Origin of the sequence: Brevibacillus panacihumi W25, assembly GCF_000503775.1 — a bacterium.
Classification (GTDB): Bacteria; Bacillota; Bacilli; order Brevibacillales; family Brevibacillaceae; genus Brevibacillus; species Brevibacillus panacihumi_A.
In genome coordinates this window covers 13,135-40,026 of the sequence record NZ_KI629787.1, presented here as the reverse complement: position 1 = coordinate 40,026, position 26,892 = coordinate 13,135, and the positions used below count along the sequence as shown (strand labels likewise).

The window sequence follows — 26,892 nt, the reverse complement described above, 5'->3', positions numbered from 1 at the left end:
TATGGAAAAGAAAGAGACAAAACGCTGCCTTTATCACACTTCGCCACTATTATACGCGAGTTGGACAAAGGAAGCCAAATCTTTCTTTTCCATTTCTAAAAAGGGGTCCCTCTGTCTGGCAAGGGAGCTTCCGCCTATTCTTTCAACAAGAAATTGCTGATCACCACGCGCTGGATCTCATTGGTTCCTTCATAGATCTGCGTGATTTTCGCATCGCGCATGAAGCGCTCCACCGGATACTCGCGGGTATAGCCGTAGCCGCCGAATACCTGCACCGCCTCGGTCGTCACTTCCATCGCGATGTCTCCAGCGAATACCTTGGACATCGCGGAAGCTTTTCCGTACGGCAAGCCCTGATCCTCCAGCCAAGCAGCCTGGTACGTGAGCAAACGTGCTGCTTCGATCTTGGTTACCATATCCGCCAGCTTGAACTGAATGGCTTGCAGGGACGCGATCGGCTTGCCGAACTGGTTGCGCTCTTTGGCATAGGCCAATGCATGCTCGAAAGCTCCCTGCGCGATACCCAGCGCTTGGGCGGCGATCCCGTTGCGGCCGCCATCGAGGGTCATCATCGCAATTTTGAAGCCTTCCCCTTCTTCGCCCAGCCGGTTTTCTACCGGTACACGGACATCTTCGAAATTGACAGCCAACGTAAGCGAGGAGCGAATACCCAGTTTCTTCTCCTTTTTGCCCATCGTAAAGCCGTCCATGCCTTTCTCTACAATAAACGCGGTGATGCCTTTGTGCTTCTTCTCTGGTTCGGTGACGGCAAAGACGATGTAGATTTCCGCCTCGCCGGCATTGGTGATGAAAATTTTGCTGCCGTTCAATATATAGTGATCCCCGTCGCGCACCGCTGTCGTCCGCATTCCGGCCGAGTCAGAACCGGAGCCCGGCTCGGTCAAACAGTAAGCGCCCATTTTCTTGCCTTCTGCCATAGGGCGCAAGAACTTCTGCTTCTGCTCCTCGGTGCCGAACTTGTAGAGCGGCCAGCCTGCCAGCGATACATGCGCCGACAACGTCACGCCGATGGATGCATCCACGCGGGAGAGCTCTTCGACCGCAATCACATAACTGAGGTAGTCAGCTCCGGCACCGCCGTACTCTTCAGGCCAAGGAATCCCTGTCAGACCAAGCTCCGCCATCTGTTCAAAGATGGAGCGGTCAAAGCGCTCTTCCTCATCCCGCTCTGCCGCAGTCGGCGCTACCTGGTTCTCAGCGAAATCACGAATCATTTTGCGCAGCATCTCTTGTTCTTCAGTCAAATGAAAATTCATCTCTATCACTCCCCCATTTGGCGTGTCTATTGGCCCGATCGACGTCAGAGTTTCTGCAACGGGTCAGGGCGTATTATTCAGCAAGCAACTGCTTGGTGATGACGAGGTGTTGGATTTCATTGGTTCCTTCGTAAATCTGCGTGATCTTGGCATCGCGGAAAAGGCGTTCTACCGGATACTCCCGGGTATAGCCGTATCCACCGAAAATCTGCACCGCTTCTGTCGCCAGCTTCATCGCGGCATCGGAGGCAAACAGCTTCGCCATCGACGCTTCTTTGGTGCAGGGAAGGCCTTGGCTGCACAGCCATGCCGCACGATATACCAGGAGCCGAGCCGCCTCCACCTTGGTCGCCATATCCGCCAGCTTGAAGCCGACTGCCTGAATCTTGCCGATCGGTTGGCCGAATTGTTTGCGCTCGCGAGCATAATCCGTAGCGTACTGGAGGGCAGCCTCGGCAATTCCCAGCGCCTGTGCGGCGATGCCGATGCGGCCTTTGTCCAAATTGGCCATCGCAATCGTAAAGCCTTCTCCTTCTTGCCCCAGCAGATTAGCCGTCGGGACGATCGCATTGTCGAAAATCAATTCCGTCGTATTGGAGCCATGCAGCCCCATTTTCTTTTCCTTTTTGCCAACGACCAATCCGGGTGTATCCTTCTCGACGATAAAGGCGGAGATTCCTTTCGCCCCTTTTCCCTGATCGGTGACAGCAAACGCGATATACGTATCTGCTTCTCCGCCGTTGGTAATAAACACCTTGTTGCCATTGAGGACATAGGCATCGTCTTTACGTACCGCTGTAGTACGGATACTGCTTGCATCCGAGCCCGCATGCGGCTCTGTCAGAGCAAACGCGCCCAGGAATTCGCCTGTTGCCAGCTTGGCCACGTAGGCCTGCTTCTGCTCCTCTGTCCCGAAGTAGAGGATCGGGTTGGTCCCTACCGAGGTATGCACGGATAGGATGACCCCCAGCGTGGCACTCACCTTGGAAATCTCGTTGATCGCCAGAATATAGGAAACGAAATCAGCTCCGACACCGCCCCACTCTTCAGGTACGGGGATTCCCATCAGCCCCATTTCGCCCATCTTCTTCACGATGTGGCGCGGAAACTGTTCGGTCTCTTCCATCACCGGGATAAAAGGAGCGATCTCCTTCTCGGCAAAGTCACGAACCATGCGACGCATCATGTGCTGCTCTTCGTTGAAATGAAAATCCATCGTAGTCCTACCTTTCTGCCATCATCTCATCAGTTGTACTCGTAGAAACCCCGACCGGATTTTTTGCCCAGCCATCCTGCCTTGACGTATTTGCGCAAGAGAGGACACGGACGATACTTGGAATCACCGAAGCCCTCGTACAGCACTTCCATGATGGCCAGGCAGGTATCAAGTCCGATAAAATCAGCCAGTTTGATTGGTCCCATCGGGTGATTCATCCCCAGCTTCATCACTTCGTCGATGGCCTCCGGAGTGGCTACGCCTTCGTATACACAGTAGATGGCTTCGTTGATCATCGGCATCAGAACCCGATTGGAGACAAATCCAGGGAAGTCATTGACGCTGACCGGAACCTTTTCCATCTGCTTGGACAAGTCCTCGGTCAATTGGTACACCTCGTCACTGGTTTGCAGTCCGCGGATGATCTCGACCAGCTTCATCACAGGAACGGGATTCATAAAATGCATCCCGATTACTTTTTCAGGACGTTTGGTGACCGCCGCGATCTCGGTGATCGGCAGAGAGGAGGTGTTGCTCGCCAGGACGGTATGCGGCGGGCAGATCTCGTCCAGACGGACAAAAATCTCCGACTTGATTTTCATGTTCTCGGTCGCTGCTTCGACGACGAAATCCGCATCCTTGGCATCTGCCAGATCTGTCGATGGCACGAGGCGAGCCAATATGGCTTCCTTGTCCGCTTCTGTCATGCGACCCTTTTCCACGTTGCGCGACAGGTTTTTGGCAATCCCAGCCAAGCCGCGATCCACAAATTCCTGGCGAATATCGTTGAGGTAGACGCGAAGTCCGGCCTGCGCCGCTACTTGCGCTATCCCGCTGCCCATCTGTCCGGCCCCAATGACCATCATGGTTTGTACATTCATGGTAAAAAGCCTCCTAGTCGACTTTGATCAATACGGCGTCACCTTGTGCTGCTCCACTGCAAATGGCTGCGATGCCCAAACCGCCGCCCCGTCTTTTCAATTCGTAGGCGAGATGCATGATAATCCGCGCTCCACTCGCACCGATCGGGTGACCGAGCGCGATCGCTCCGCCATTTACATTGACTTTCTCTTCGTCCCAGCCCACGATATTGCCGCTGGTCAGCGTGACCGCTGCAAACGCTTCGTTCACTTCAAAGAGGTCGATCTCATCCAGTGCGACCCCAGTCTTTTTCAACAGCTTGAGTATTGCCAGGCCTGGCGTCGTCGCGATATAAGGCGCTTCTGCTCCGACCTGCGCGTGACCAAGGATGGTCGCCAGCGGTTGGATGCCCAGCTCCTTCGCTTTGGCGTCGGACATTAAAACCATTGCTGCCGCGCCATCGTTGATCCCCGGGGCATTCCCTGCGGTAATGGTGCCGTCCTTTTTGTAGACTGGAGGCAGCTTGGCAAGACCCTCCAACGTCGTATCGGGGCGCGGCCCTTCGTCTTGCGTGACGAGGATCGGGTCTCCCTTGCGCTGCGGGATGCTGACGGGCGTGATCTCTTCTGCAAAAAGTCCGTTCTGGATCGATTTGGCAGCGCGCTCCTGGCTTCGCAAGGCCCAGCGGTCCTGCGCCTCGCGCGTAATGCCGTACTCTTCCGCCACATTGCTGCCGTGAACGGCCATCGGCACCTGATCGAACGGGCAGGTCAAACCGTCGTACATCATCAGGTCCCGCACGGTCGCATCTCCCATTCTCATGCCGTAGCGGGCGTCAGGCAGCGCATACGGGGCATTGCTCATGCTCTCCATGCCGCCTGCTACGATGATCTCGCCGTCTCCCGCGCGGATAATCTGGTCTCCCATCGTGACAGCGCGCATCCCGGAAGCGCACACCTTGTTGATCGTCTCGCTTGCGACATCCCAGGGCAGTCCTGCTTTTCGCGCTGCCTGGCGGGAAGGCACCTGTCCTGCTCCTGCCTGTACGACCATTCCCATAATGACCTCGTCTACTTGGTCTCCCGCTACACCGGAGCGTTCCAGTGCCGCCTTGATCGCCACGGCTCCCAGGTCAACAGCAGAGAACGCTTTCAACGAACCTCCGAATTTGCCAAACGGGGTGCGTACCGCTCCTGCAATCACGGTTTTGTTCATGGATCTGGCCCCTCCCTTTTCATAATTAATCCGTCTCTATCGTTCATTGAAAAGGCAATACGTTCCATATGATTGAGCGGTCGCTCACTTTGTATCTCTTTTCATTTTGCCCCCTGTTGTGGCATTAGTCAATGCATTTAGAAAAGAAAAAGTTGTGCCACAACAGCAGCACAACTTTTCTAGAACTACCTGAGAAGGATCAGATCGCGTCTGCCAAAATCTCGGCGACATCGCGTGTCTTGACTTGCTCTTCCTGCTCTTTCATTTTCACGCCATCGTTCATCATCGTCAGGCAATACGGGCAGGCGCTGGCAATCGCCGTCGGATTCACTTCCAACGCTTGCTCGGTACGCGCGACGTTGACACGTGTGCCCTCATGCTCCTCCATCCACATCAAGCCGCCGCCAGCGCCGCAGCACATGCTGTCGCAGCCGCTGCGCTTCATCTCGACAACCTCTACCCCTGGAATAGCTTCCAGAATGACGCGCGGCTTGTCGTAGATTTCATTGTAGCGTCCCAGGTAACAGGAGTCGTGGTAGGTGATGCGTTCTTTTACCTCTTTGGTCGGCTTCAAGCGCCCTTCCTTGACCCACTGGGCCAACAGCTCGGAGTGGTGGTACACCTCCGCCTGCAGGCCAAATTCCGGATATTCGTTTTTGAAGGTATTGTAGGCATGCGGATCGCAGGTGACGATCTTCTTCACTTCATACGCTTCAAACAAAGCGATATTTTCCTGCGCCAGCTGCTGGAACAAGAACTCATTCCCGATGCGGCGGGCGGTATCCCCGGAGTTTTTCTCCTCCGTGCCCAAGATGGCAAATTTGACACCTGCTTCATGCATCAGCTTGACGAATGCTTGGGAGATTTTTTGGCTGCGCAGATCAAACGAACCCATCGCTCCGACCCAGAACAGATACTCGAACTCCTCTGCCTGCTTCACGGTCGGCACTTCGTACTCTCCGTTCAAGCCTTCAATCCATTTCAGGCGGTCCTTGCGGTTGATTCCCCACGGGTTGCCTTGTCGCTCGATGTTGTTGAGCGCGCGCTGTGCCTCTGCCGGCATGCTTCCTTCCGTCATGACCAGATAACGGCGCATATCGATGATCTTGTCTACATGCTCATTCATGACCGGGCATTGGTCTTCACAGTTGCGGCAGGTCGTACAAGCCCACAGCTCCTGCTCCGTGATGACATCTCCGATCAGATTTTTGTCGTAAAAGTCAGCCGTCGCGCCTTCTGCGGCAGCCGCCACCTGGGAGGACTGCACTGCGATCTGGTTGGCTGAGGTTTGCGAAAAGGCGAAGCTCGGCATCCACGGCGTACGGGATGTCACAGCAGCTCCTTTTTCCGTCAGGTGATCGCGCATTTTGGTGATCAGATCCATCGGGGAGAGCATTTTACCGGTTCCAGAAGCCGGACACATATTGGTACAACGACCGCACTCCACACAGGCGTACAGGTCGATCAATTGCGTCTGCGTAAAGTCTTCGATCTTGCCGACTCCAAATACTTCCTGGGTCTCGTCCTCAAAGTTGATGCTGGACAGCTTTCCAGGCGGGTCCAGCTTCTTGAACCAGACGTTGACCGGAGCGAACAGCAAGTGCGCGTGCTTGGATTGCGGAACGTAGACGGCAAAGCCAAGCAGGATGATCAGATGCAGCCACCAGAAGATGTAGAACAGGGCTGCCGATGCGGTCCCGCCAACACTGACGCCGATGGCTGCAAAAAGACCGGCAAGCAGTGAAGAAATCGGTGCGAAGCCGGATGCTTCATGGCCCAGCCAGAGCTGCTCGAAGGCAAGCGACAGCAGCACCGTCGCCATCAGGGAGGAGATCAAGAGGAGCACGATCCCGGATTTGAAGCCGCGCTTGAGGCGCTTCAGCTTTTCGATATAACGGCGGTAAAAAGCGTACCCGACCGCAGCCAGGATCAGGAAGGTGGTGATTTCCTGCATCAGGCTGAAATACTTGTGAGCGCTGCCAAAAGGAAGCTCAAAACCCTTGGACAGTCCTTTGATGATCAGCTCGATTGCGCCAAACTGCAGAATGATAAAGCCGTAAAACATGACCACGTGCATGACGCCGCTCTTTTTGTCCTTGAGCAGCTTTTTGTGAAAGATGACGTTGTCCAGCATCAGGTTGATGCGTGCACCAAAGTCGTCCTTCACATCCGGCTTTTTGCCCAGCTTGATGAAGAGATAACGGCTGTACACAACGTGACCGGCCAGGTACAACCCGTAAGCAAGAACGAGGAAAAAGGCGATCAGGTTTATGAGTGCCAGCATGATTTTCAACTCCCCTTTTTGTCTGATTCTCAATTGTTTTCTATTTTATCAGAATCGATTCAAAAAATGAATGACCATTCACTCACAATTCTCTTTCTGTTCCAAAAATTCCGAGCGACCGCTCAGTTTTCAGGCAATCTTGAACTTAATCTTACATCCTACCGGGCTCTTTGACCACTCCTTTATGAAAAAAAGAGCTGCCTGTATTTGCTTCTGGCAGCTCTTTGCATGTTCACCTATACTGGAATGCTGTTTATTTTCCTGATGCCTCTTGTACATCCTCTGATTTTTTGGCCTTTTGCTCGGAACGCACATCTGCCAGGGATTTGACCTTGGTCGCCTTGATCCGCTTGTTGCGCGGCAGATCGGTCGGCTCCAGATTGTTCGCCTCATCCTGCATGAGCGCCGCGATTCCCACGGCTTTTCCTTTTGCCGTTTTGCAGTATTCGCAGTTCTCCTCATCATGCTCGTGGTAATTCTTCGGCTCCGGATAGGAGGTGATGACGCCCTCGAAGTTGCGCAGCACGACTTTATCGGAGGATTGCGAGATGATGTAGTTCGGGCTGACTGGGATTTTGCCGCCGCCGTGCGGAGCATCCACTACGAAGGTCGGAACGGCGTAGCCGGAAGTATGGCCACGCAGATGCTCGATGATTTCGATCCCCTTGCTGACAGGCGCGCGGAAGTGGCCGATTCCTTCAGACAGGTCGCATTGATAGATATAGTACGGACGCACGCGGATTTTTACCAGGTCGTGCACCAGTTTTTTCATCGTGTTCGGACAGTCGTTGACACCTGCGAGAATAACAGCCTGGTTCCCGAGCGGCACTCCGGCGTTTGCCAGCATTTCACATGCTTGCTTCGCTTCCGGCGTGATTTCCTTCGGATGGTTGAAGTGCGTGTTGAGCCAGACTGGATGGTATTTTTTCAGGATGTTGCAGAGATTCTCGGTGATGCGCTGCGGGAATACGACTGGCGCCCGGGTTCCGATGCGGATGATTTCCACATGGGGGATGTCACGCAGACTGCTGATGATGTACTCCAGCACGCGGTCATTGATCAGCAGGCCGTCCCCGCCGGACAAGAGAACGTCGCGAATCTCTGGCGTGCGGCGGATGTAATCAATACAGGCGTCCAGTTGCTTCTTCGGCACGCCCATCCCGATCTGGCCGGAAAAGCGGCGGCGCGTACAGTAGCGGCAGTACATGGAGCACTGGTTAGTGACAAGGAACAAAACACGGTCTGGATAGCGATGCGTCAGACCTGGCACTGGCGAGTCTTCGTCTTCGTGCAGTGGGTCTTCCATATCGTACTTGGTGCGCACCATTTCGGAGGAAATCGGAACAGATTGCATCCGAACCGGATCGTGCGGATCGTCTTTGTCCATCAAAAGAGCGTAGTAAGGCGTAATATTGAGCGGGATCGTCTGCGTGGAAATGCGGACACCCTCTTCTTCCTCTGGAGTCAGGTTGATGACTTGCTTCAAATCATCTACTGTCCGAATGGTGTGGGTGAGCTGCCACATCCAGTCATTCCATTGCTCATCTGTTACGTCTTTCCACAATTCGATTTGGCGCCAATCACGTTTGGTTGCTACTGTCATTTTCGTCACAACTCCCCTTCATCGATGGTGTAACCCTTTTGGTTCCTCGGCAAAAGAGAGTTGCAAGTGTCGTGCCAACCAAATCGCAATATTTAGAAAATAGGGAATAGCGCGTGCTGCATGCGGTTTTTCTCTCGAACAGCCGGATGAAAAAAGCTTGTCACATCCGTCTTCGCAAAGTTTAAGTGCCGAATTTTCGGCAGATCGTGCTATTCGCTCATGCCTCGCTGTGACAGCTTATACTGCAGGGTTTGTCTCGGAATTCCCAGCAGCTTCGCGGCGCGCAGGACATTTCCTTGCGTTTTTTTCATGGCGTCCGCAATCAGTTGCTCCTCCCATTCACGCAGACGTTCCGGAAGTGTGCGTCCGTCTCCCTCGATCGGAAGCATGATCGCCCCCGCACCAGCAGGCACCGCACTGTGTCGATCCAGCAAATGCGGCGGAAGATGCTCTCGCTCGATCACATCTGCTTCGACCATGTTCATCGCTGCCTCCACGCTATGCTCCAGCTCCCGAACATTGCCCGGCCAGTCGTAGCTCGCAAACAACTTCTGCACGTCCGGACTGACCGACTTGACACTCATCCCGAACTTTCGGTTAAAGGTATCGATGAAATGGCGCACCAGCAGATCAATATCCTCACGACGCTGACGCAACGGCGGCAGTTCCAGGGAGACTACATTGATCCGGTAATACAGGTCTCTTCGCATCAATCCCCGCTGCACAAGAGCATGGGGATCTTCATTGACTGCGGCGATGACGCGCACATCTACTTTTACGGAGCGGCTGCCGCCGATACGGCGAATCTGTCCATCCTGCAGGACGCGAAGCAATTTTGCCTGCAAATCCAGGGGCATGCTGTTCAACTCATCCAAAAACAGCGTCCCGCCATCGGCCAGCTCAAACAAGCCGGGGCGGTCATCTGCCCCTGTGAAGCTGCCTTTGGTCGTCCCGAACAGCAAGCTTTCCAGCAGCGAAGCGGGAAGGGCTGCACAGTTTTGCGCGATAAACGGTTTGGCGCTTCGACCAGACTCCTGGTGAATGGACTGGACGAACAACTCCTTGCCGGTACCCGTCTCGCCAAAGATCAAGACGGGCGAAGAGGTGCGCGCGGCTCGCTTTCCCCGCTCGATGAGATTTTTCATCTTTTCGTTTTGCGTCAAAATATCTTCAAAGTGAAAGCTCAGCCCGTCCGCCTGCCGCTTCGTTCGCTTGGGCTTGCTGATTTGCGCCTGCAAGGCAACCAGCCGCTCCGACAATTCCTTGAGCTTGCCGATGTCCTTGGAGACCTCGACAGCGCCAACCAGCCTTTTGCCGACGCGGACCGGGAGCGTGGTGTTGACGGTCTCGACACGCAGCCCCCTCCAGTTGGTATAAGCTTGCGGCTCGTCGTAGATAGCCTCTCCGCTCTCGATCACCCGAAGCAAGGTACTCGAGTTGCGATCCAGAGAGGGAAACACCTCCAGCAAGGGCTTGCCCAGCACCTCTTCTGGCGTCAGTCCATCCAGTCTGGCTGCCACGTGATTGTAGAAAATCGTGATTCCGTTCGCATCGACGACGTGAATCCCCTCGTCGATCGCCCCCAGTATCGCCTGCAGCATTTCTACTGTGTCTGACAACGGCATCCTGATATTCCCTCCTTTTCAAACGAACTGCCAAAAAACCATCACTATGCCGAATTTTCAGCACATTTATTGTTTAACGCTGCCTTTCCATCTGAACCATCAGCATGACGCTGTAGAGCAGATGTCCCAGCAACCAAATCAAAAAGCCAACCCAAGACATCGAGGTTCCGCTCAGCCAGCTAAACACCACGTAGGCCAGAGCAAAGCCCAAATTCCAGTAGCCCAGGTATTTCGCAACTGCTGCCGCTTGACCGCGGGGGTAAAAATGCATCAAGAAAAAAGCTAGGACGATACTGATCAGCAAGTGGATGAGCAGCTCGACGATTGAAGGCAGATTTTCCATCCCTGGCACATAGCTGACGTCGATTAAGACAGGAAATGTCTGGGTGGCGAACAATCCGTCCCCCAGCGCAAGCATAGCGGCCAGCCCCAGTCCCGCCAGCAGTCCGTTGACTAGTATAAACATATCTGCGTCTCCACCTTCCCTTCAAGCAAGTACCCCTATTGTACGTGCAAAAAACCGCCCTTGCCAAGGACGGTTTCAAGGATTGATCTGTATTTGCAGTCGATGCTCACCGGCGTATTGCCCGCTCATCCACAGTTGATAGGCGATCTCCACATTTCGCGGCATGCCATCCTGAACCTGGATTCTCAGCTTGTTGGTATGCGTCTCCATGTCGAACGGACCATAAGGACTCCGATAGACGGAATGGGTGCTTTTTCCCTTTTCAAACTGCTGTCTGGATGAGACCTGGCCTTGTCGTACCAGCGTCACGCTTTTCTCTTCCAATCGCAGAGTCGTTCCTACTTCCCCGATCCCTTCCATCTGCTCCCGATAGGTCAGATACCAGGCGTTCTCCTTCTTTACGTAACGGCCTGTATAGTCGTGGATCGTCTCTTCCTCGTTTCCCTCTACGAGATGCTTGGCTGTCAGTTTGATGCGTACTTCCTGCATGTTGATCTCCACACTCCGCTTATCTGTATGCTCCGTTCATTGTACGATCATCCTTCTTTTATTTGCAACTCCTTGGCGCGCTCCGCATCTGCCAGCAAATAGCGCATCGTCCCAACTACGCCGACTGCAGCCAGAAGCAAAAGGCCTGACAAAATCAAAAATCCCACGCCAGCCCCGGTGTGATCGATCAGCAGGGTAAAGAATCCGATCAGGATCAGCCTCATCATCATGCCAATCGAGTTGAAGAAGCTCATCACACGTCCCATCATATGTCTCGGGACCATCGACATGTAAAGTGTCTGTCGGATCAGACGAACGGATGCATTGCACCAGCCGTAAAAGACATAGGCCGCGATCAGCACCCAGCCAACGGGAAACGCAACCATCGCAACGATCACGAGTGCAAAAACAAGGATGTTGCCGACCATCGCCTGGAATTCACCGACTTTTTGCACCACCCAGATGACCAAAAGACCTGCCGCTACCGCTCCAAAGGCGTAGGTCATTTCTGCCATGGAAAAGGTGATGACGTCCGCTTGCAGCGTCTGGTTGATATACACCGGTTTGAGCAGGTTCATCGCCATAATCGCAATAAAGGGCATGAAAGCGGCGATTCCGAAGATCAGGAAGCCGCGTTTTTCCCGAATGTACGTCCAGCTTTGCCCCAGTTGTCTGACCCAGGACACTCCCCGGTTGGCGCCTGCTTCTCCTTCCAGGCTGAACGTGTATTTCATCGTGGACAAAAGACAGAATGCAAACAGGTAGGTACAGGCGTTAAAAATGAGGACCACATGCAGACCATAGGATTGGAGCATGATCCCCGCGAACCCTCCGGACAATACGGACGCGGTCTGTCCCTCGATTTCCAGCCAGCTGTTGATGCTATTGTAATGCCGCGGCTCGAAGCTCTCCTGTACGAGAGCGGATTGGGTCGGATAGTGAATCTGGTACATGAAGGTCGTGACCAAATAGATGAGGATGAGCATCCATTCCGAATAGCTTCCCCAGAACCCCCATATGGCAAGAACCCCAAGTACGAGAAAGCCGATCAGATTTTCGGCCAGGAGCATGTTTTTGCGGGAAAAGCGGTCAATCAATGTCCCGATGTAAGGCCCGATAAAAAACATCAGCAGCGCGGATGTAAACATGGTAGAGCCGAGGAACTGCGCAGATCCGGTCTTTTCGACGAGATACCAGGCAATGCCGATCATGGTCATGCCTTGACCGAATCCGGAAAAGAGATTGGAGAAAAAGAGCTTGCGAAAATCGGGATAGGCAAAGACTTCCCTCATGTCTAACATCCCCTCGGAGCGTTAATTTCCATCATCTTCATGTAGCATACACTTTTCGGAATACTTTGTAAACTAAAATGTTTAGTAAATAAAGGCGATTTTGCCGGGGCCGTAGTGGTGGGGAGGAAAAAAGGGAAAACGCTCAAGGCGGGTTGGGATCTTTGCTGGGGGTCATCCCTGTGCGGCTCCACTCCAAAGGCGGAGCCCCGGCCAAAAGCAGCCGCTTCGAAGAAGCGCATCAGGGTGTAGAGTAGAGAACTGACGTTTTCTGGCGACCGTTTGGTCGCCTTACTCCTTTCAGTTCCCCCTCATCAAACCGTACGTGAGGTTCTCCCTCATACGGCTTTCCGATGTTCTTCTTTCCTTGGCATTCGGTTATCGCGTACGGCAAGCTTCACAAGAATTCCTCTTGTAGCTTTTGCTATCTCTCTCATCCGCGCATGTCTCGCTTGTTTATTCCTTTTCTTGTTGTTAAAGAGCACAAGTCTTGTCAGAACATACCAGTCGATGCGACATAACCACTTAGCTCCTATGGGTGAAAGTGAATAATAATTCTTGAAACCTTTAAGTTTTCGATTCAGCCCTTGTATCAGCTCGTCTAGTGACCAGTACAACTTGTTGCGCGGTTTGGTATACTCTTTGATTTTCCTTCTCATTTCCTTCATAGCCTTCTTGCTCGGAATGTGTGACATGACGTACATTTTCTTTCCACCCTTGAGAAGAATGGGAAATTTTCGATGGTGTAAACCAAGGAAGTCAAAGCCCGTCGTATTGTCCCAGATATTAACCAGTCGAGACTTTTCTTTACTAAGTGTAAGGTCCAGTTTGTTTAGTACCGCTTTTATGACTTGTATACTTTCCAAAGCGTCTTGTTTCGATCTACACATGATTACAAAATCATCCGCATATCGGATCAGCTTCCCAAGATGAGTGAATTGCTTCTCCCAAATCGTGTCCATGTAGTCCAAATAAATATTTGCCAACAGTGGAGAGATTACCCCTCCTTGCGGAGTGCCCCATTCGGTTTCATGAAACTGTACATCTTCCATGACGCCCGCACGGAGCCAGTTCCGAATCAGCTTTAGTATCCTGCGATCAGAAATCCTTTTCTCTACTAGCTTCATGAGCTTTTCCTGATTAATGTTGTCAAAGTATCCTTTGATGTCTACATCGACTACCCAGGAGGCCGTCCTGCTGGTTTTCTTGATTTGTGTAATCGCCTGGTGGGCATTTCGTTTGGGACGGAATCCGTATGAGCAATCTTTGAAATCGGCTTCAAAGATAGGCTCAATAACCATCTTGGTTGCCATCTGAACAACACGATCTCGGATGGTCGGGATACCAAGCGGTCTTTGTTTCCCATCCGCTTTCGGGATGTACGTGCGCCGCACAGGAGATGGATGATATTGCTTACCCTTCAGGTCGAGATAAATTTCGTTGAGAAATTTACTTTCCCCATACTCCTGAACGATTCTTTCAATTGTCTGTCCATCTATCCCGCCGCTACCTTTATTGGCTCGAACTCTACGCCACGCTTCCGCAAGAATATCTGGCCGGTACACTTTGTCATACAGAGCATGAAATCGCCGTTTTGGATTTTCCTTGGCACAAAGATATAGGGTTGTCCAAAGTTGTCGAGCTTTTACATTGGTGTAGTTAGCAAGTTTACTTGCATTCACTCACTCTTACCTCCTTTCAACCCAAGAACAAAGCAGGGTTCCTTCCCTCCACAAGGTTGTGTTGTCCTTATGTTCAACGGTACTATAAACCCCTCCGACTCCCTCTCTGCCGTCCACCCTTTCGCATGTGCTTATAGGCTTTCGCTTTACNCCTCCCACTATAAATTAATGTTTTCTCGCGTTTGCTCACTCATTCTTAGATTTTCAACCATCAACATTCCAGAGAAGTGGGCGAAGCATGTAATTATGGAATATTTTTCTGGATGAGCCGGTGGCGGGAATAAAGATTCGAATCTTTTTTCCAATCTATTGGTAAATCGTATGACCGCACATTTGGATATCCACTCCATTCCCCTGACGGCTTACCCTCCCATGTCACGCTGGGTCTTCGCCCTTACATTCCTTCGTTCTGCCTCTCAAGGTGTGGACGCCGCTTCTTGCTCCTTTACTGGGTCGTTGCCCTTACGGAATAGATCCTGCGGCTGCTCCGTGCTTCTGTTGTCATTGGTTTACTTCCAAGCTCTTGTGAGAAACGAGAATATCGTTTGAATTTAAGCTACCATCTGTATTTGGGACTGGCGTACAGGTCCTAATACGTCGGACGCATTGTACGGAATGCACTTCGTGCCTAGTGTGTACAGTACGCGAATGAGCTTCCCGCAGAGTGCCACTATAGACTGCTTCTTCTTGAGCGGATTATGACTTCGCTTCGTAAAGTAATGGTGCAACGCCTTGAATTCGGCGTTTTTGGCGACCATCGGCATCATCGCCCGAAATAGCAAGGCTCTTAGTCGGGATCGTCCACGCTTGGTAATCGTGGACTTGCCCTTCTTCTTGCCGGAACTGTTCTCTTTGAGGTTAAATCCAGCAAGACGGATGATCTGCTGCCCATGGTCATAACCGCTAAGATCACCAACTTCAGCCAAGAAGCCCGCCAGCGTAACAACGCCGATTCCTGGTACTGTCAGCATTTCATTTGTACCTGGAATTTGTGCAAGCAATGCTTCCACTTGCGCCATGATTTCTTCAAGTTGCCTTGAGAATAGTTCATATTGTTCCAGTAAGGCCTTGAGCTCGATTTTCGCCGCCGTCAGCCCTTCGGTAAGTCCAATTGAGTTTGTGGCAGCTTGTAGGAGTTGCGCTGCACGTTTGGAGCCAACCGCTCGCTTCACGTCTTCCTTCCATCGGTTCACGATTGTACTCGCGCCAAGCGATACAATCTCCTGTGGCGTCGGAAATTCACGAAGCGTGATGAGCGAGGCCTTTCCTTCCCAATCTTTAAACACAAGGCTGTACTCCGGAAAGAAGCGATCAAGCCAGTTCTGGATACGCCGTTGGACTTGACCGAAGTTCACCATCACCTTCTCTCGAAGGTTCATGAGAATACGAAGATCGGCATAAACGCTCGTAGGCAATTTGGGCTCGCTGTACTTGCCATTGCGAACTAAATCAGCGATTAACCTAGCATCCTTGTAATCATTCTTCGTCGGTGAATTGTCTTCAAGTTCTTTGCTTTTATTGACGTGATGAGGATTCACGATAACGACTTTGATGTTTTCTCGATGCAGAAATTCGGCCAGTGGAAACCAGTAGTGTCCGGTTGGCTCAATGCCCAAGATGATATCCGTCTTGGCGTATTGCCGCTGAAGCTCCTTCATCCACGAAACGAGTTTCGTCAGGCCAGAATGGTCATTGCCGAACACACAGTCCTTACCAATCTCGATTCCGCGGAAATCGACAGCTCTGGCAACATGCGTTTTCTTGGCAATATCTGCACCGACAACAAGGGTTAATTCGGTAATTTGTTGAATACGTTGATTCTGCTTTTTCGATTGCTTATACTTCATTGTGGAGTACCTCCTGTACGGGTAATTGTTCTTTGGACGGAACGTTTCCCAGTTTACAGAAGGTGCTTTTTTTATTCAAACCCCAAATTCATTCATTACAGGAATGGCTCCTCATTATTTAAAATAAATATAAATAAAAAAAGGCACGATTTCCTTGAAGGAAATGTGCCTTTTTCAAATCCAGAATGGTAAGATTCCGGTTTTATTTGCTGTGGATTGCTGCTGCTTCCTCATCAAATTGAGGAGAAATGCCAATAATCCCTAGCGCTTTAAATACATTGGTTAGTGTACCTGATTTAACCCCTTCGTCTCCGGATTCAATCCGAGAGATGGTTGCTTGTGTCGAGCCAGCTAATTTTGCGAGCTCCTCTTGTGTTAAACGCATCTGAATGCGGCGAGACATTACCAAGTCGGCAATAATAGCCGGAAAACTGTGAAGATATTCCCGGACACCGGGAATTTCTCTTGCACTGGCTTTCAATGCTTGGAAGTCTTGACCTAGCTTTTTACCCATGATGGAATTTCCCCTTTTCAAAGAAATTTATCAGGTTGTTTCAAAAAATCTTCCATGATCGCTTTACTCTTCAAAATGAGCTTCTCAAATTCGCTGTCTGAGGTTTGTTGTTTAATCATCGCATGAGTAAACAGAAGAATTTCTTTGCCCTGGTCATAATAGACAAAGAAAAGTGCACGAAACGCCCCGATTTGGAGCCAGTTAACGCGAAATTCGCATAAAGGAATATGCGCCTTCAATTCTTTGACTAACCTTAACGTGTAGGGGATCCCGTCAATTTCAAGAACAACTTGATCTTTCGTAACCCCATAATGTTCAAGAAACTCTAGACCACGTTGGATACGAGCAAAGAATTGTTCGTACTTTTTATCAACTTTTGCTTTCTCTTGTATTTCGAGTAAGAACTGCAGCGCCTGTTGATTTCCATGATCATCTCGTAAAAATTCAATGATTGCTTTGTTCATGATTATATCGTCAGCAATATAAATTGTCAAATAATTTATATTCAGTACGATATATTCCCCTCCTTTCGGTTTTTGAAATAAAAAACTACCCAATAGTTGTGATCAACCAAAGGGTAGTTCATTTAAAATTAGTATGAAGATTCAGTTTTGTGCTCTTCTCCAAAAAGAAGAGAAAACAGTGGGGCAAACTTTCATTTACCTCTTTTGCCGATCTTACGAAGACGGTCACCCCTTTTACATCCAGCTCACCTAAAAAGGTGGGGAGGAAAGGGGAATACTAAAGAAAATTTGGCCCAGTCTATTCGGCACGCAACTCTATTGAGTTTGCGGGAATTATAAGGGCAGAACAAGTGCATTGTCCCTACACTCGATAACGGCCAGTTGCAATTGAAACTGGTGACGATTTCTTCTTGAGGAAGAAAATAAATATAAACCGATAATAACACGAAACATGTACTATCACAAGAAAAAACAGATTTTATAAAAAAGATGAGTGAATGATGATCCATTTACATCCTCAGCCGAGGTCAATATTTACGTATCTGAATGGTTCCTAGCACTACTCGAACAATCTGAACATACTAATTTTCCTTTGAACCTATTTGAAGTAACTGTGTCGCAAAACACGCAGCCGGCAGCATACTTCCCCAAAATAATGATCTCTTTATCTTTATCTATAAAGATTTCGAGAGGATCTTTGATTTTAATGTCCAGTACCTGTCTAACTTCTGCTGGTATTACAACTCTGCCCAGCTCGTCTACATGGCGAACTACTCCGATAGAATTCATGGTTTGCACATCCTTTTTTTCTCTTCTTGATATCACCTCACCATATTGCCATGGATGTGGAGAATAAGAGTACGAGATGAGAATGAAACTGCTGAGTTTACCATTCCATGTTATTTAAAAGGTTTTAAGTAACGTGCATACACCCAACCTTTTTCCATAACATCTTCATTCATTTTCCATTCCACTAATACCCAATCTTTTCGTTCACGAATTACCTGCACCACTTGACCAAATTCCAATACATTAGCCCTTTTAGATTGACGTGCTGCCCGTTCAAATACCGGTAATGAATGAGTAGTAACAAATCGATAATTCTCTAAAAACGCTCTGTCTAACCCCATATCTTTCGATGTCTCTCTATGTAATTTATTTGCAATCTCCTTCTCATTTGACGTACTAGAAACTGTGTTTTTTACATGTTCTAATAATGGATCGATGATGTGGGTCGATGTAGCATTTAAAAAAAGGGTTAGAATTACCATTGCCAAAAAGCCATTTCCCTTTTTAAGTAGTATTTGAATTATTTTAATTAATAGTTCTTGGATACTTTTTAATGAATCCTGGACTCCACTCTCATAAATTGCTTCTAGGAACGATTCCTTTACAATTTTCTTCATTTCCTCTAGGGTAATTATTCGATCCAATTTAACAGATGTCATCTCATTAACTTCTACTAGAAAAGGAATATCGTGCAACCTCATACTCAGGGAACGGTCAAAATGCAAAGGTTTAATTAAAGATTCAGTTAATCTTATTAATTCATTATCTTTAACTAAGTTTTCAATTGATGCTGGACGTATCATTTCCGTCGCTGCTGATACTCTCGCCATTTCTTGCATGATCGACTGTATACCGAATACTGGAGATATGGATACTGACAAGCCAAGTTTCGCCATCTTTGTTGCTCGCTCAGTTGCTCTTAAAACTGGTAGCATTGCCTCTGTTGCTGCTGACACTCTCGCCATGTCTTGCATGATCGATTGTACTCCGAATACTGGAGATATGGATGCCGACAAGCCAAGTTTCGCCATCTTTGTTGCTCGCTCAGTTGCTCTTATGACCGGAAGCATTGCCTCTGTCACTGCTGATACTCTCGCCATGTCTTGCATGATCGATTGTACTCCGAATACTGGAGATATGGATGCCGACAAGCCAAGTTTCGCCATCTTTGTTGCTCGCTCAGTTGCTCTTATGACCGGAAGCATTGCCTCTGTCACTGCTGATACTCTCGCCATGTCTTGCATGATCGATTGTACTCCGAATACTGGAGATATGGATGCCGACAAGCCAAGTTTCGCCATCTTTGTTGCTCGCTCAGTTGCTCTTAAAACTGGAAGCATTGCCTCTGTTGCCGCTGACACTCTCGCCATTTCTTGCATGATTGATTGTACTCCATTTATGGCATGACTCTTTTTATTGTTCATATTATGCTTTTTCAACGATCCCCCACTCTCCATCCCTCGACGACCTCCAAATTCTATAATTTCTCCACCTGCTGGCTGACGCGTTTTCTAGTCCTATACATACTGCGTAACAAGCTTAGATCCTGAGATTTTAATGATCTCTTTTTTCTTATCGTACCCTAACTCAAGCTTCCAATCTTTCACTTCAAAATCCTCATATAAAAGAGTATCCGTCTTTGGCCCCAATATAGATGCCAATACCGTAAACGACTTAGCATCGTCTTTTTCAATTTTCAAATCCCTGATGTCTATGAACTCCTTTTCTTTATCAGTCCAAATCGTAATTAAATCTACTATCTTATCTTTTGGTTCCTGATTAATTAAGGGTAGAAAGTGGGTTATATTAAAATAAGCTTCTCCTTCTTTATTAAAGGTGTATTGGGGTGTCAGATTTGGTGGCGTTATAGCAGAAAGATTGGTCGCATGAATTGAATCGTGCTGAAGTGTAGCTGTTCTTAAATAAACAGGGCCGTGGATTGCTTTTAACCTAAGATTTACCTGTAAATGAGCAAGTCCTGGTTCATTTGAAACGATTCGACAAGAATCAAGTATCTCTACATCTAATTTTGGCTTTCTTAGGAATTGAATATATAGATGCGCTGCTGAATTGATAACCCCTAAGATAAATCCACCAACACCAAGCCATTCGGTTAAAGTCATATTGTCGTCATCCCTCTACTTTGTCCTAACAACTATGCCTTTTATTGACGGTGAGCTTCATCCAAGAAGAACATATTAACCCCCCTGGGTTATTGTCCCAATATAGGCATACCACTATTTTACATTCTACCAAGAGAAATGAAATCTTAAATATCTTTCAATAAGCGCTTAAGTAGCATGTTCTGTGCCCATACTGAATAAAAAGGACTCAGGAGGGACATGGTATGTATTTTGTAAGCAATGAACATGAGCAGAACTATAAAAAGATGTTACTTCTCTTTCCAGAAGCACGTAAACAAAACCCCGACCGCGAGTATCAGGTAGCATGTTATATGAGAGCGTAAAAAGTTTTGTGTAAATGGTTAAACTTTCCATTAAGGAGATGATCATTTATGCAAGACAAAAGAGATCTTACGATCAAAGAATTAGCAAAGGATTGCCGCACCATCGAGGACGTCCATGTGATGCTGAAGGACCTGTTTCGTGACACGATCCAGCAGTTGTTTGAAGCCGAAATGGATGATCACTTAGGCTACAACAAGCATAGTTCCGACGGTGACCATACAGGAAATAGTCGAAATGGCTACAGCAAAAAGACAGTGAAAACGAAGTTTGGTAACACAGAACTTCGTGTGCCTCGCGATCGCAACGGCGAATTTGAACCTCATATTGTGAAAAAACACGAGACTACCGCAAATGGTTTAGAAGAGCAAATCATTGCTCTCTATGCGAAAGGAATGTCTACGCGAGACATCGAGGAACACATGAAGGATTTATATGGGATTGAAGTGTCAGCGGCGATGGTCAGTAAAGTAACGGATAAGATCATGCCAATGGTGGCGGAATGGCAATGTAGGCCTCTTGACCGCGTTTATCCCATTGTATTCCTTGACGCTATTCATTTTAAAGTTCGCCAGGATAATCGGATCATCAATAAAGCAGCATACAGCGTTCTAGGCATTACAGTATCAGGACATAAGGACATTTTGGGTATCTGGATTGGCGAGCACGAGAGTGCTAGCTTTTGGCTAAATGTGTGTACGGAGTTGAAAAGTCGCGGGGTAGAAGATATCCTGATCGCGTGTAAGGACGGACTCTCAGGATTTTCAGAGGCAATTAATGCTGCGTTCCCGAGAACCCAGATTCAACTATGCGTCATCCACCAGATACGTAATTCAATGAAATATGTTCCCTTCAAAGAAGAGAAGCTAGTCTTGGCAGACTTAAAGAAAGTCTATCAAGCTCTTACATTAGAAGAAGCCGAGGTGGCTTTCGCTACGTTTAAAGAGAGATGGGAGAAAAAATATCCCATTATCATTCGCTCCTGGGAAAATAACTGGATTGAGTTGACCGCCTATTTTAACTATCCTGCTGAAATTCGTAAGATGATCTATACCACAAATATTATTGAGGGATACCACCGTCAACTCCGCAAAGTAACCAAAACGAAAACTGCCTATCCAACCGACGACGCCCTACGGAAGATCATCTATCTTGCAACGATTGAGGCTTCGAAGAAGTGGACTATGCCAGTCAGGAGTTGGAAAGAATGTATATCGCAGCTTGCTATCCATTTTGGAGACAGATTGCAAGCGGAACTGTCCGCCTGATCCATCGGTTGAGCCGGCTTGACATGGAGCCTCTGCGGGCATGAGATCTTGCGATTGGGCGATCCCTGTAAAAACATGCATCGCATGGCAAACGAGCCTATCATGCCCGCCCCTCCATGTAAAGCCTTCGATGTGACTTTTTATTTCTTAAAAACCCATTTACACAAAATAATTTACAATCCCTGTTATATTATCTCGTATCCAGGTTTGTTTGACATTCACCAGGGGAAACCAGGCGATCATCCATTTACTTGGTACACTGACCATGAAGATGACTTGCAGGTGCCCCTTCAGTATAAGGATCTCATTGATTTGGGTCTCCATTTATACGGTGGCGGATACCACGAGTTCAACCTATTAAGGTCACTCAGCCATTGGTCGTTTTCACCAGACATAGTGAATGTCTTTTTCCAGGCACTTGCTGTTCGTAAGGGTTGGGAAATGGAGCAGGCATTGTAACATCAATATTGTACACGTTTTTCTTCTGGGTCCTAATTGTTCACATTTGCACGTTCGCCTCTCGTTCGCATATAATAATTACGAACAAACGTTCCTTGTACGGGTGATTATATGCAAAATGATCAATGGCGTGAGATCTTAACTGAATTTATTGTTTACGGTCTGCTTTTTAAAGCAGTAGCCCGGGATGCGGCAAGTATGGATCTGGTCGAGCTGAAGTTGTCCTATCGACCGGTTTTGGACGCGATTTCGTTATGGGCTGAACGTAAACATCATGATTATCGCCGCCAATTTGGACGTCTCGGTGGGAAGATTCATGTGCAAGAAACACAAGATGGCTTTATCTACTATGTCTTGGTCAAGGTAAATGGTATCCAGTATGAAAGCATTTATAACCGGGAGATTTTGCGCGCCGAATGCCAAGAGCGTCTAAATCGATTTTTACTGACAGCAACACAGGGAAGATAATATTAATTGTCATAGTTAAAAAATTTCAATCATAGGTTATAGTAAAATACAAACCAAAAAGGATGATGTCACAAAGCCCCATACTTTAAGGTATGGGGCTTTGTGTTATCTTGATGTTATCTATTGATTTTCACTTTCTCGTGATTTGATTTCGTACCAATCCTGTCTAGGCGATTACCATACATTAATTTAACGCTTTTGTAAGCTGTCCTGGAACTCGTTTCGAAGCTGTAGGGGTAGTAACAGCGCCGCCTAACATAATCCGCAAACGTATTTCCATACTTTTTCGGGTGTCCTACTTTATGGATTTGGCGATATTGACCATTTCTTCTTTAGACAGTCTTGAACTTACCATTTCGACATAAGTACCTTTTTGAATCCAACGTAAAAATCCACCAGGAATATTACCATTTCTGGTACCAACCCAAGCTTCGTAATGTCCTTCAATGCTACCTATTTGAACAATCTCAGTATTGTCACCGATGTTTTGGTAAGAATCCAGTTCCTTAAATATGGCTTTTTTTTGGTTTAGAGACATCATTAAGTATTGATCATTTTTGTCCAAAAAATTTAAATTACAATATTCATGTTTTCCATTTTTCCGAGGACCATCTTTTATTTCTAATACCCATTCTTTGGGTATTTTGGTTGGTACAAGTAAATTGAAATCAATTTCTTTTTGCAGTGCTTCAATCGTAATTGTGTTATGTGGACCATACTTGAAGGTTTCAGCATGTATCACAGTTATAATTAGGCTTAATACAATACATAGACTTAGAAAGAAAACCGTAATAATTCTCATGAATTCACCCCTAGTTGTAAAGTAATAGTAGTTTTCCTAAGACAAGAAAATTTTATTCTCATTTTTTGTAAGAACAGGAAGGATAAAGAATAAGGATGCAGAATTCTAAATATTATTAAAAAATAGGGGTGTTAAATATGATGCTGAGAAAAGCTTTGATTTCCACTCTTACCTTAGGTTTAGTATTTTGCTCTTTCATACCTAGTTTTGCAGCAGAAAGTCAAACCAATAAAAATTCACCACAGACTATTGATAAACTCGCCATTTATAAAAAATGGGGTCCATTTTTAGTTCGCCCTACTGATATTGGAGATCATGATGAGGTCAGTATTCATTTGTATGAAGATGGCTATATATCACTACATCTTTTTCAACAGGGAATTCATAGAGGCGAACAAGCGAGCACAATATGGAAATTATATGATACATATGGAGACATAGTGTGGAGTAAAACTATTGGTGAAGTTAACACCATGACTATTTTCAATCTCGGGTATCGTGAGCAAGGGAGGTATAAATTAACATGGCAATCAAGGACGAACAACGATACTGAAGGAGGATTTTATGTTGAAATTCCAGTTGGTGAGGTTTCGCAATAACCTGTAAGAATATTCATATAGTCTTGAGGTGAAAAAAAATCAGGTTCCCCTTTATAGGAACCTGATTTTCAATTAGAACCCAAAGTCAAATGCCAGTTGATTGTTTGAAATTGGTATTCTTTTCTTTGGTTGTATTTGCAGCACCTTGATGTCGTAAAGCTCAAAGAGATCCAGCTGCTCGGATTGAGCTTGATTCTCTGGTTTATGCTTGCTTCTCCTTCCCCTTGCCTCTTGCAAGTCAATTACCTTGGAGTCTTCGTCAGAAACAGTATCATCTACAGGAGGCAAACCACACAACCGCCTCGTTTCATTGGCCATTGATTTCATGCGATTTTGTAAAACGGTTTTGAAATCAGATTCTTTTACCAATTCAACGCCCTCAATATCTTTTGCAGCTAATTTTGTCCATGCATCTGCCACATCGGAACCAGCAAAGCAATTAGCCAAATCAGATGCCAGGGCAGACTGGGAGTCACGCGAATATTGAGCTAATGCCGATTTATCCAACCTTCCTTCAACCATCATGGCATGACCGCGGGCTGACATAATACGCAAAAACTGAGCCATTTGTTGAGTCCCATTGTACACCAGATAAAAGACTCTACATTCTCTTTCTTGTCCAATACGCCACGCTCGACGAGATGCCTGACGAACGGTCGAGACATCATAGTTCAATTGATTGTAGATAATAGTTGGCCATGGCAGCAGATCGAGTCCCACTTCAACGAGCTTCATGTTGCAAATAATCACCTTCACATTATTGGCGGCTAACTCATCTATGCGCTCCTGGCGTTTATCCGGTTTTGGTTCATCTAAGATGACCGCATCTATCCCATGATGATTCAGAACCTCTTTTGTGCGTTCGTTCAAACCATAGGAGTCCGTATAGTTATTGTAGATAACAACACCGCGGTCTTCAGATAACTCCTTCCGAACGATTTCAACCAACCTACGTTCCTTAGCATGAAAGTAGTTTTCTCCAAAAGAAGGAGCCGTAATTTTCGTACCTGTTTCATCGCCGCGGCAAGCCCCAAAGGCAACAAAACCTCCAAGATGAGGAACATCGGCATAATTAATGGTGCTTGGTATAAATTTTGACCATGCGCCTTTAATCCCTAATCGCGAGCGTAACTTGCATTCCTGTTGCAGATGATTGTGAAAGCGATTATATGCCTGCTTGTGGTCCTCGTCCATGTCGATGAATATGGGATACTCTTTTAACTCAACAAGAGGAAGTCCCATATCCGGAAGTTCTAGGAACCCAGCTTTGTGCAACAAAAACTGAGCAGTCAGCTGCGGAGCTATACCTGGTTCCTCCTGTGGTTGTTGTGGAACGCGCTTTTGCCGGGTAACCCATCCGTCATCAACCTCTTTAAGAGTGACAACTTCTTTTAACTTACCATAGCGATCTGCCCACTGAACCATCCCTGTATGGCGATCGAAACCTTGGCTTAGTAGCGCCTTTGCATCGGTACGCCACAATATTTCCTTGATCGATGTTGATTTTCCGTTCACCAATGTTCCGGTTAACAAGAGGTTTTTTTTAGCTGATCCTACCAGCTGATGAAGTGCGTCCCCACGACCAGATCCATCTGCTTTGCATTGATGTACCTCATCTACAATCAATAGATCAAAGAATTTCTTGGTTTTCTTTAATACCCGAGATATGTTGACTCTTGGTTTATTTCGCGTTTCACCACGACTTTTTAATGCTGGGCGCCAAAGTTTGCTTGAGCAGTCTTCATGGCAGCATTGCATCATCCGATTAGTTCTTTCCCATTTGACAACATAATCTGCAGGTAATCCATTGGCGTTCAGTGTATGGCTTTTTAATGCAGCATGAATTTCCTGCATAGGTGCAACACCTTCGGCACAATCCTCCCATGTTAATGGCACCATCTCGTCCAAATCTTTGTCATATCGTTCCAATGGTCGATGACATTCTGGACAATGCCAGGAATACGTGAATTTCTTTCCGGATTGCCTTTTCCAAACACCAGAAAAATAAGGTTCTGATCCAAGCTTTGCCCGGTCGATACTTACCAACCAGAACTCAAGTCCAGTTGGCTTATATCCGGCCCTGATTTTACGGAGTAATCTCAAAGCATCTTCACCGGTTTGAATGATCTAGGTTTTTGCGTTGACTGTTCCGGCAATCTCCTTTTTTGCCCATTTTGGAATAGTAATACCTGGTGCTGAAATCAATACAGCAGTTCCACGTTTTGAACCATTATTTTTTCGTTGTTCATGCATGACATGGGCAACGCCAATAGACTGTATCGTTTTTCCAGTTCCCATATCGGAACATGTAAACACACTATTCTCGTACTTTAAGGTATTTACAAGACCTTGAATCATATGTGCTTGGGCCGGAAAAGGGATACGTTTCATCTGACCAATTGCTGGGTGTAATGTTTGGCTAGGAGTATGTCGAGGTTGTTTTTCGTTCAGTTTTTCTGCCAATATGGATGCGTTTGCCCGTAGATACTCCTGCATGTTCATTCCTTTTGTATATGTTCCGTTGATGATCGACTGAGGAATTTCTAGGTATCCATCTTGAATGGCTCTACTAACGATCTTTAGAACTTCCTCTTCAGAAATGCTTAATTTTACTACCTGGAGAGCATCCCACATAGTAGTCATCGGATTACGAATAATCTGTAATGGTTTTAGGTACTTCCGGAATAGAAACTCGTATTGATACAACCATTCGTTTGGTAATCCAAAGCGACTCGATATGTGTTCTCCGAAAGCCTTTTGTAAATCGCCGTCCGAAGCAAAAATATAAGCATCGCCTTGGCCACCAGCTTCCTCCAGCCCATTTATCGTTGCACGACTGTTTAATACCATCCCGTGTACAACATCACCTAATCCGATTGGTCTTTCGATCCTTCTGTACTTATCTTTCGTGCTTCTGCTATAGGTAGCTTTTGATTCAATCTGTACCTCACGACTTTCAATAATCCCGGCTGATATGGCACGAACGGAAGTTTCCAATCCTACGTAGGATGCCGCGATCAGGCAGTTATTTTTTCCAGATGAGTCAGTCTCTACAACTGCAAAATGCATAAAAGCTTCAAAATAGCGATCGATCGTGGATAGTGATATTTTCATATTGATTGCCCCAAGCAGGATACTCAGGGCAAGAATAGCCCTGAGTAATAACTGCTCTCAGGGCTACCCCCTTTCAATATTTAGAATGTCAAGGAA

General features: G+C 47.4%; 23 protein-coding genes. 3 read left to right on the top strand and 20 right to left on the bottom strand.

The features are described from left to right. Positions 1–134: 134 nt before the first annotated feature. The 17 genes from T458_RS53650 to T458_RS53575 form a co-directional block, all read right to left on the bottom strand. Positions 135–1,277 carry an acyl-CoA dehydrogenase gene (locus tag T458_RS53650; RefSeq protein WP_023555159.1) on the bottom strand — a complete coding sequence of 381 codons (1,143 nt, stop codon included), beginning with the start codon at positions 1,275–1,277 and terminating at the stop codon, positions 135–137. Between the two features lie 73 nt (positions 1,278–1,350). Further along, on the bottom strand, positions 1,351–2,493 hold the full coding sequence (locus T458_RS53645) for an acyl-CoA dehydrogenase (RefSeq protein WP_023555158.1): 1,143 nt from the start codon (positions 2,491–2,493) through the stop codon (positions 1,351–1,353). A gap of 29 nt (positions 2,494–2,522) precedes the next feature. After that, entirely contained in the window at positions 2,523–3,374 is an 852-nt protein-coding gene (locus T458_RS53640; protein ID WP_023555157.1) for a 3-hydroxybutyryl-CoA dehydrogenase, read from the bottom strand. Between the two features lie 13 nt (positions 3,375–3,387). Then, positions 3,388–4,569, bottom strand: a complete 1,182-nt coding sequence (locus tag T458_RS53635; RefSeq protein WP_023555156.1) for an acetyl-CoA C-acetyltransferase — start codon at positions 4,567–4,569, stop codon at positions 3,388–3,390. Positions 4,570–4,768: 199 nt separating this feature from the next. Next, on the bottom strand, positions 4,769–6,853 hold the full coding sequence (locus T458_RS53630; protein ID WP_023555155.1) for a (Fe-S)-binding protein: 2,085 nt from the start codon (positions 6,851–6,853) through the stop codon (positions 4,769–4,771). 253 nt (positions 6,854–7,106) lie between these two features. Further along, complete coding sequence (gene ablA / locus T458_RS53625; protein WP_023555154.1) at positions 7,107–8,456, bottom strand: lysine 2,3-aminomutase; 1,350 nt, start codon at positions 8,454–8,456, stop codon at positions 7,107–7,109. Positions 8,457–8,665: 209 nt separating this feature from the next. Further along, positions 8,666–10,081 carry a sigma-54 interaction domain-containing protein gene (locus T458_RS53620; RefSeq protein WP_023555153.1) on the bottom strand — a complete coding sequence of 472 codons (1,416 nt, stop codon included), beginning with the start codon at positions 10,079–10,081 and terminating at the stop codon, positions 8,666–8,668. Between the two features lie 73 nt (positions 10,082–10,154). Beyond that, positions 10,155–10,547: a hypothetical protein gene (locus T458_RS53615; RefSeq protein ID WP_023555152.1), complete on the bottom strand. Its 393-nt coding sequence runs from the start codon at positions 10,545–10,547 to the stop codon at positions 10,155–10,157. Positions 10,548–10,622: 75 nt separating this feature from the next. Next, a complete protein-coding gene (locus T458_RS53610) occupies positions 10,623–11,036 on the bottom strand; it encodes a YwiB family protein (RefSeq protein WP_023555151.1) in 414 nt (137 codons plus the stop codon). Between the two features lie 47 nt (positions 11,037–11,083). Beyond that, on the bottom strand, positions 11,084–12,328 hold the full coding sequence (locus T458_RS53605) for an MFS transporter (RefSeq protein ID WP_023555150.1): 1,245 nt from the start codon (positions 12,326–12,328) through the stop codon (positions 11,084–11,086). A 335-nt stretch (positions 12,329–12,663) separates the two neighbouring features. After that, entirely contained in the window at positions 12,664–14,007 is a 1,344-nt protein-coding gene (gene ltrA, locus T458_RS53600) for a group II intron reverse transcriptase/maturase (RefSeq protein ID WP_023555148.1), read from the bottom strand. Between the two features lie 551 nt (positions 14,008–14,558). Beyond that, positions 14,559–15,854 carry an IS110 family RNA-guided transposase gene (locus T458_RS53595; protein WP_023555147.1) on the bottom strand — a complete coding sequence of 432 codons (1,296 nt, stop codon included), beginning with the start codon at positions 15,852–15,854 and terminating at the stop codon, positions 14,559–14,561. A gap of 202 nt (positions 15,855–16,056) precedes the next feature. After that, positions 16,057–16,368: a helix-turn-helix domain-containing protein gene (locus T458_RS0129495; protein ID WP_023555146.1), complete on the bottom strand. Its 312-nt coding sequence runs from the start codon at positions 16,366–16,368 to the stop codon at positions 16,057–16,059. A gap of 17 nt (positions 16,369–16,385) precedes the next feature. Next, positions 16,386–16,832 (bottom strand): hypothetical protein, encoded by a 447-nt coding sequence (locus tag T458_RS53590; protein ID WP_144083915.1) that lies wholly within the window; start codon positions 16,830–16,832, stop codon positions 16,386–16,388. Between the two features lie 534 nt (positions 16,833–17,366). Further along, a complete protein-coding gene (locus tag T458_RS53585; protein WP_023555144.1) occupies positions 17,367–17,621 on the bottom strand; it encodes an AbrB/MazE/SpoVT family DNA-binding domain-containing protein in 255 nt (84 codons plus the stop codon). A gap of 110 nt (positions 17,622–17,731) precedes the next feature. Further along, positions 17,732–19,060: an SH3 domain-containing protein gene (locus T458_RS53580; RefSeq protein WP_144083914.1), complete on the bottom strand. Its 1,329-nt coding sequence runs from the start codon at positions 19,058–19,060 to the stop codon at positions 17,732–17,734. A gap of 78 nt (positions 19,061–19,138) precedes the next feature. Continuing rightward, entirely contained in the window at positions 19,139–19,744 is a 606-nt protein-coding gene (locus T458_RS53575) for a hypothetical protein (RefSeq protein WP_023555142.1), read from the bottom strand. Positions 19,745–20,136: 392 nt separating this feature from the next. On the opposite strand from T458_RS53575, the gene T458_RS53570 reads away from it, so the two are divergent. Further along, positions 20,137–21,354, top strand: coding sequence for an IS256 family transposase (locus T458_RS53570; protein WP_023555140.1), 1,218 nt, complete (start codon positions 20,137–20,139; stop codon positions 21,352–21,354). Positions 21,355–21,924: 570 nt separating this feature from the next. Continuing rightward, positions 21,925–22,281 (top strand): YhjD family protein, encoded by a 357-nt coding sequence (locus T458_RS53560; RefSeq protein ID WP_023555138.1) that lies wholly within the window; start codon positions 21,925–21,927, stop codon positions 22,279–22,281. A gap of 295 nt (positions 22,282–22,576) precedes the next feature. Here T458_RS53560 and T458_RS53555 read toward each other — a convergent pair whose 3' ends face one another. After that, complete coding sequence (locus T458_RS53555) at positions 22,577–23,083, bottom strand: DUF4367 domain-containing protein (RefSeq protein ID WP_023555137.1); 507 nt, start codon at positions 23,081–23,083, stop codon at positions 22,577–22,579. A gap of 137 nt (positions 23,084–23,220) precedes the next feature. On the opposite strand from T458_RS53555, the gene T458_RS53550 reads away from it, so the two are divergent. Continuing rightward, positions 23,221–23,682 carry a hypothetical protein gene (locus tag T458_RS53550; RefSeq protein WP_023555136.1) on the top strand — a complete coding sequence of 154 codons (462 nt, stop codon included), beginning with the start codon at positions 23,221–23,223 and terminating at the stop codon, positions 23,680–23,682. A gap of 72 nt (positions 23,683–23,754) precedes the next feature. On the opposite strand, the gene T458_RS53545 is transcribed toward T458_RS53550, so the two are convergent. Next, positions 23,755–25,611 (bottom strand): helicase-related protein, encoded by a 1,857-nt coding sequence (locus tag T458_RS53545; RefSeq protein WP_084568085.1) that lies wholly within the window; start codon positions 25,609–25,611, stop codon positions 23,755–23,757. Positions 25,612–25,809: 198 nt separating this feature from the next. Further along, entirely contained in the window at positions 25,810–26,796 is a 987-nt protein-coding gene (locus T458_RS53540; protein WP_023555134.1) for a DEAD/DEAH box helicase family protein, read from the bottom strand. Positions 26,797–26,892: the final 96 nt, after the last annotated feature.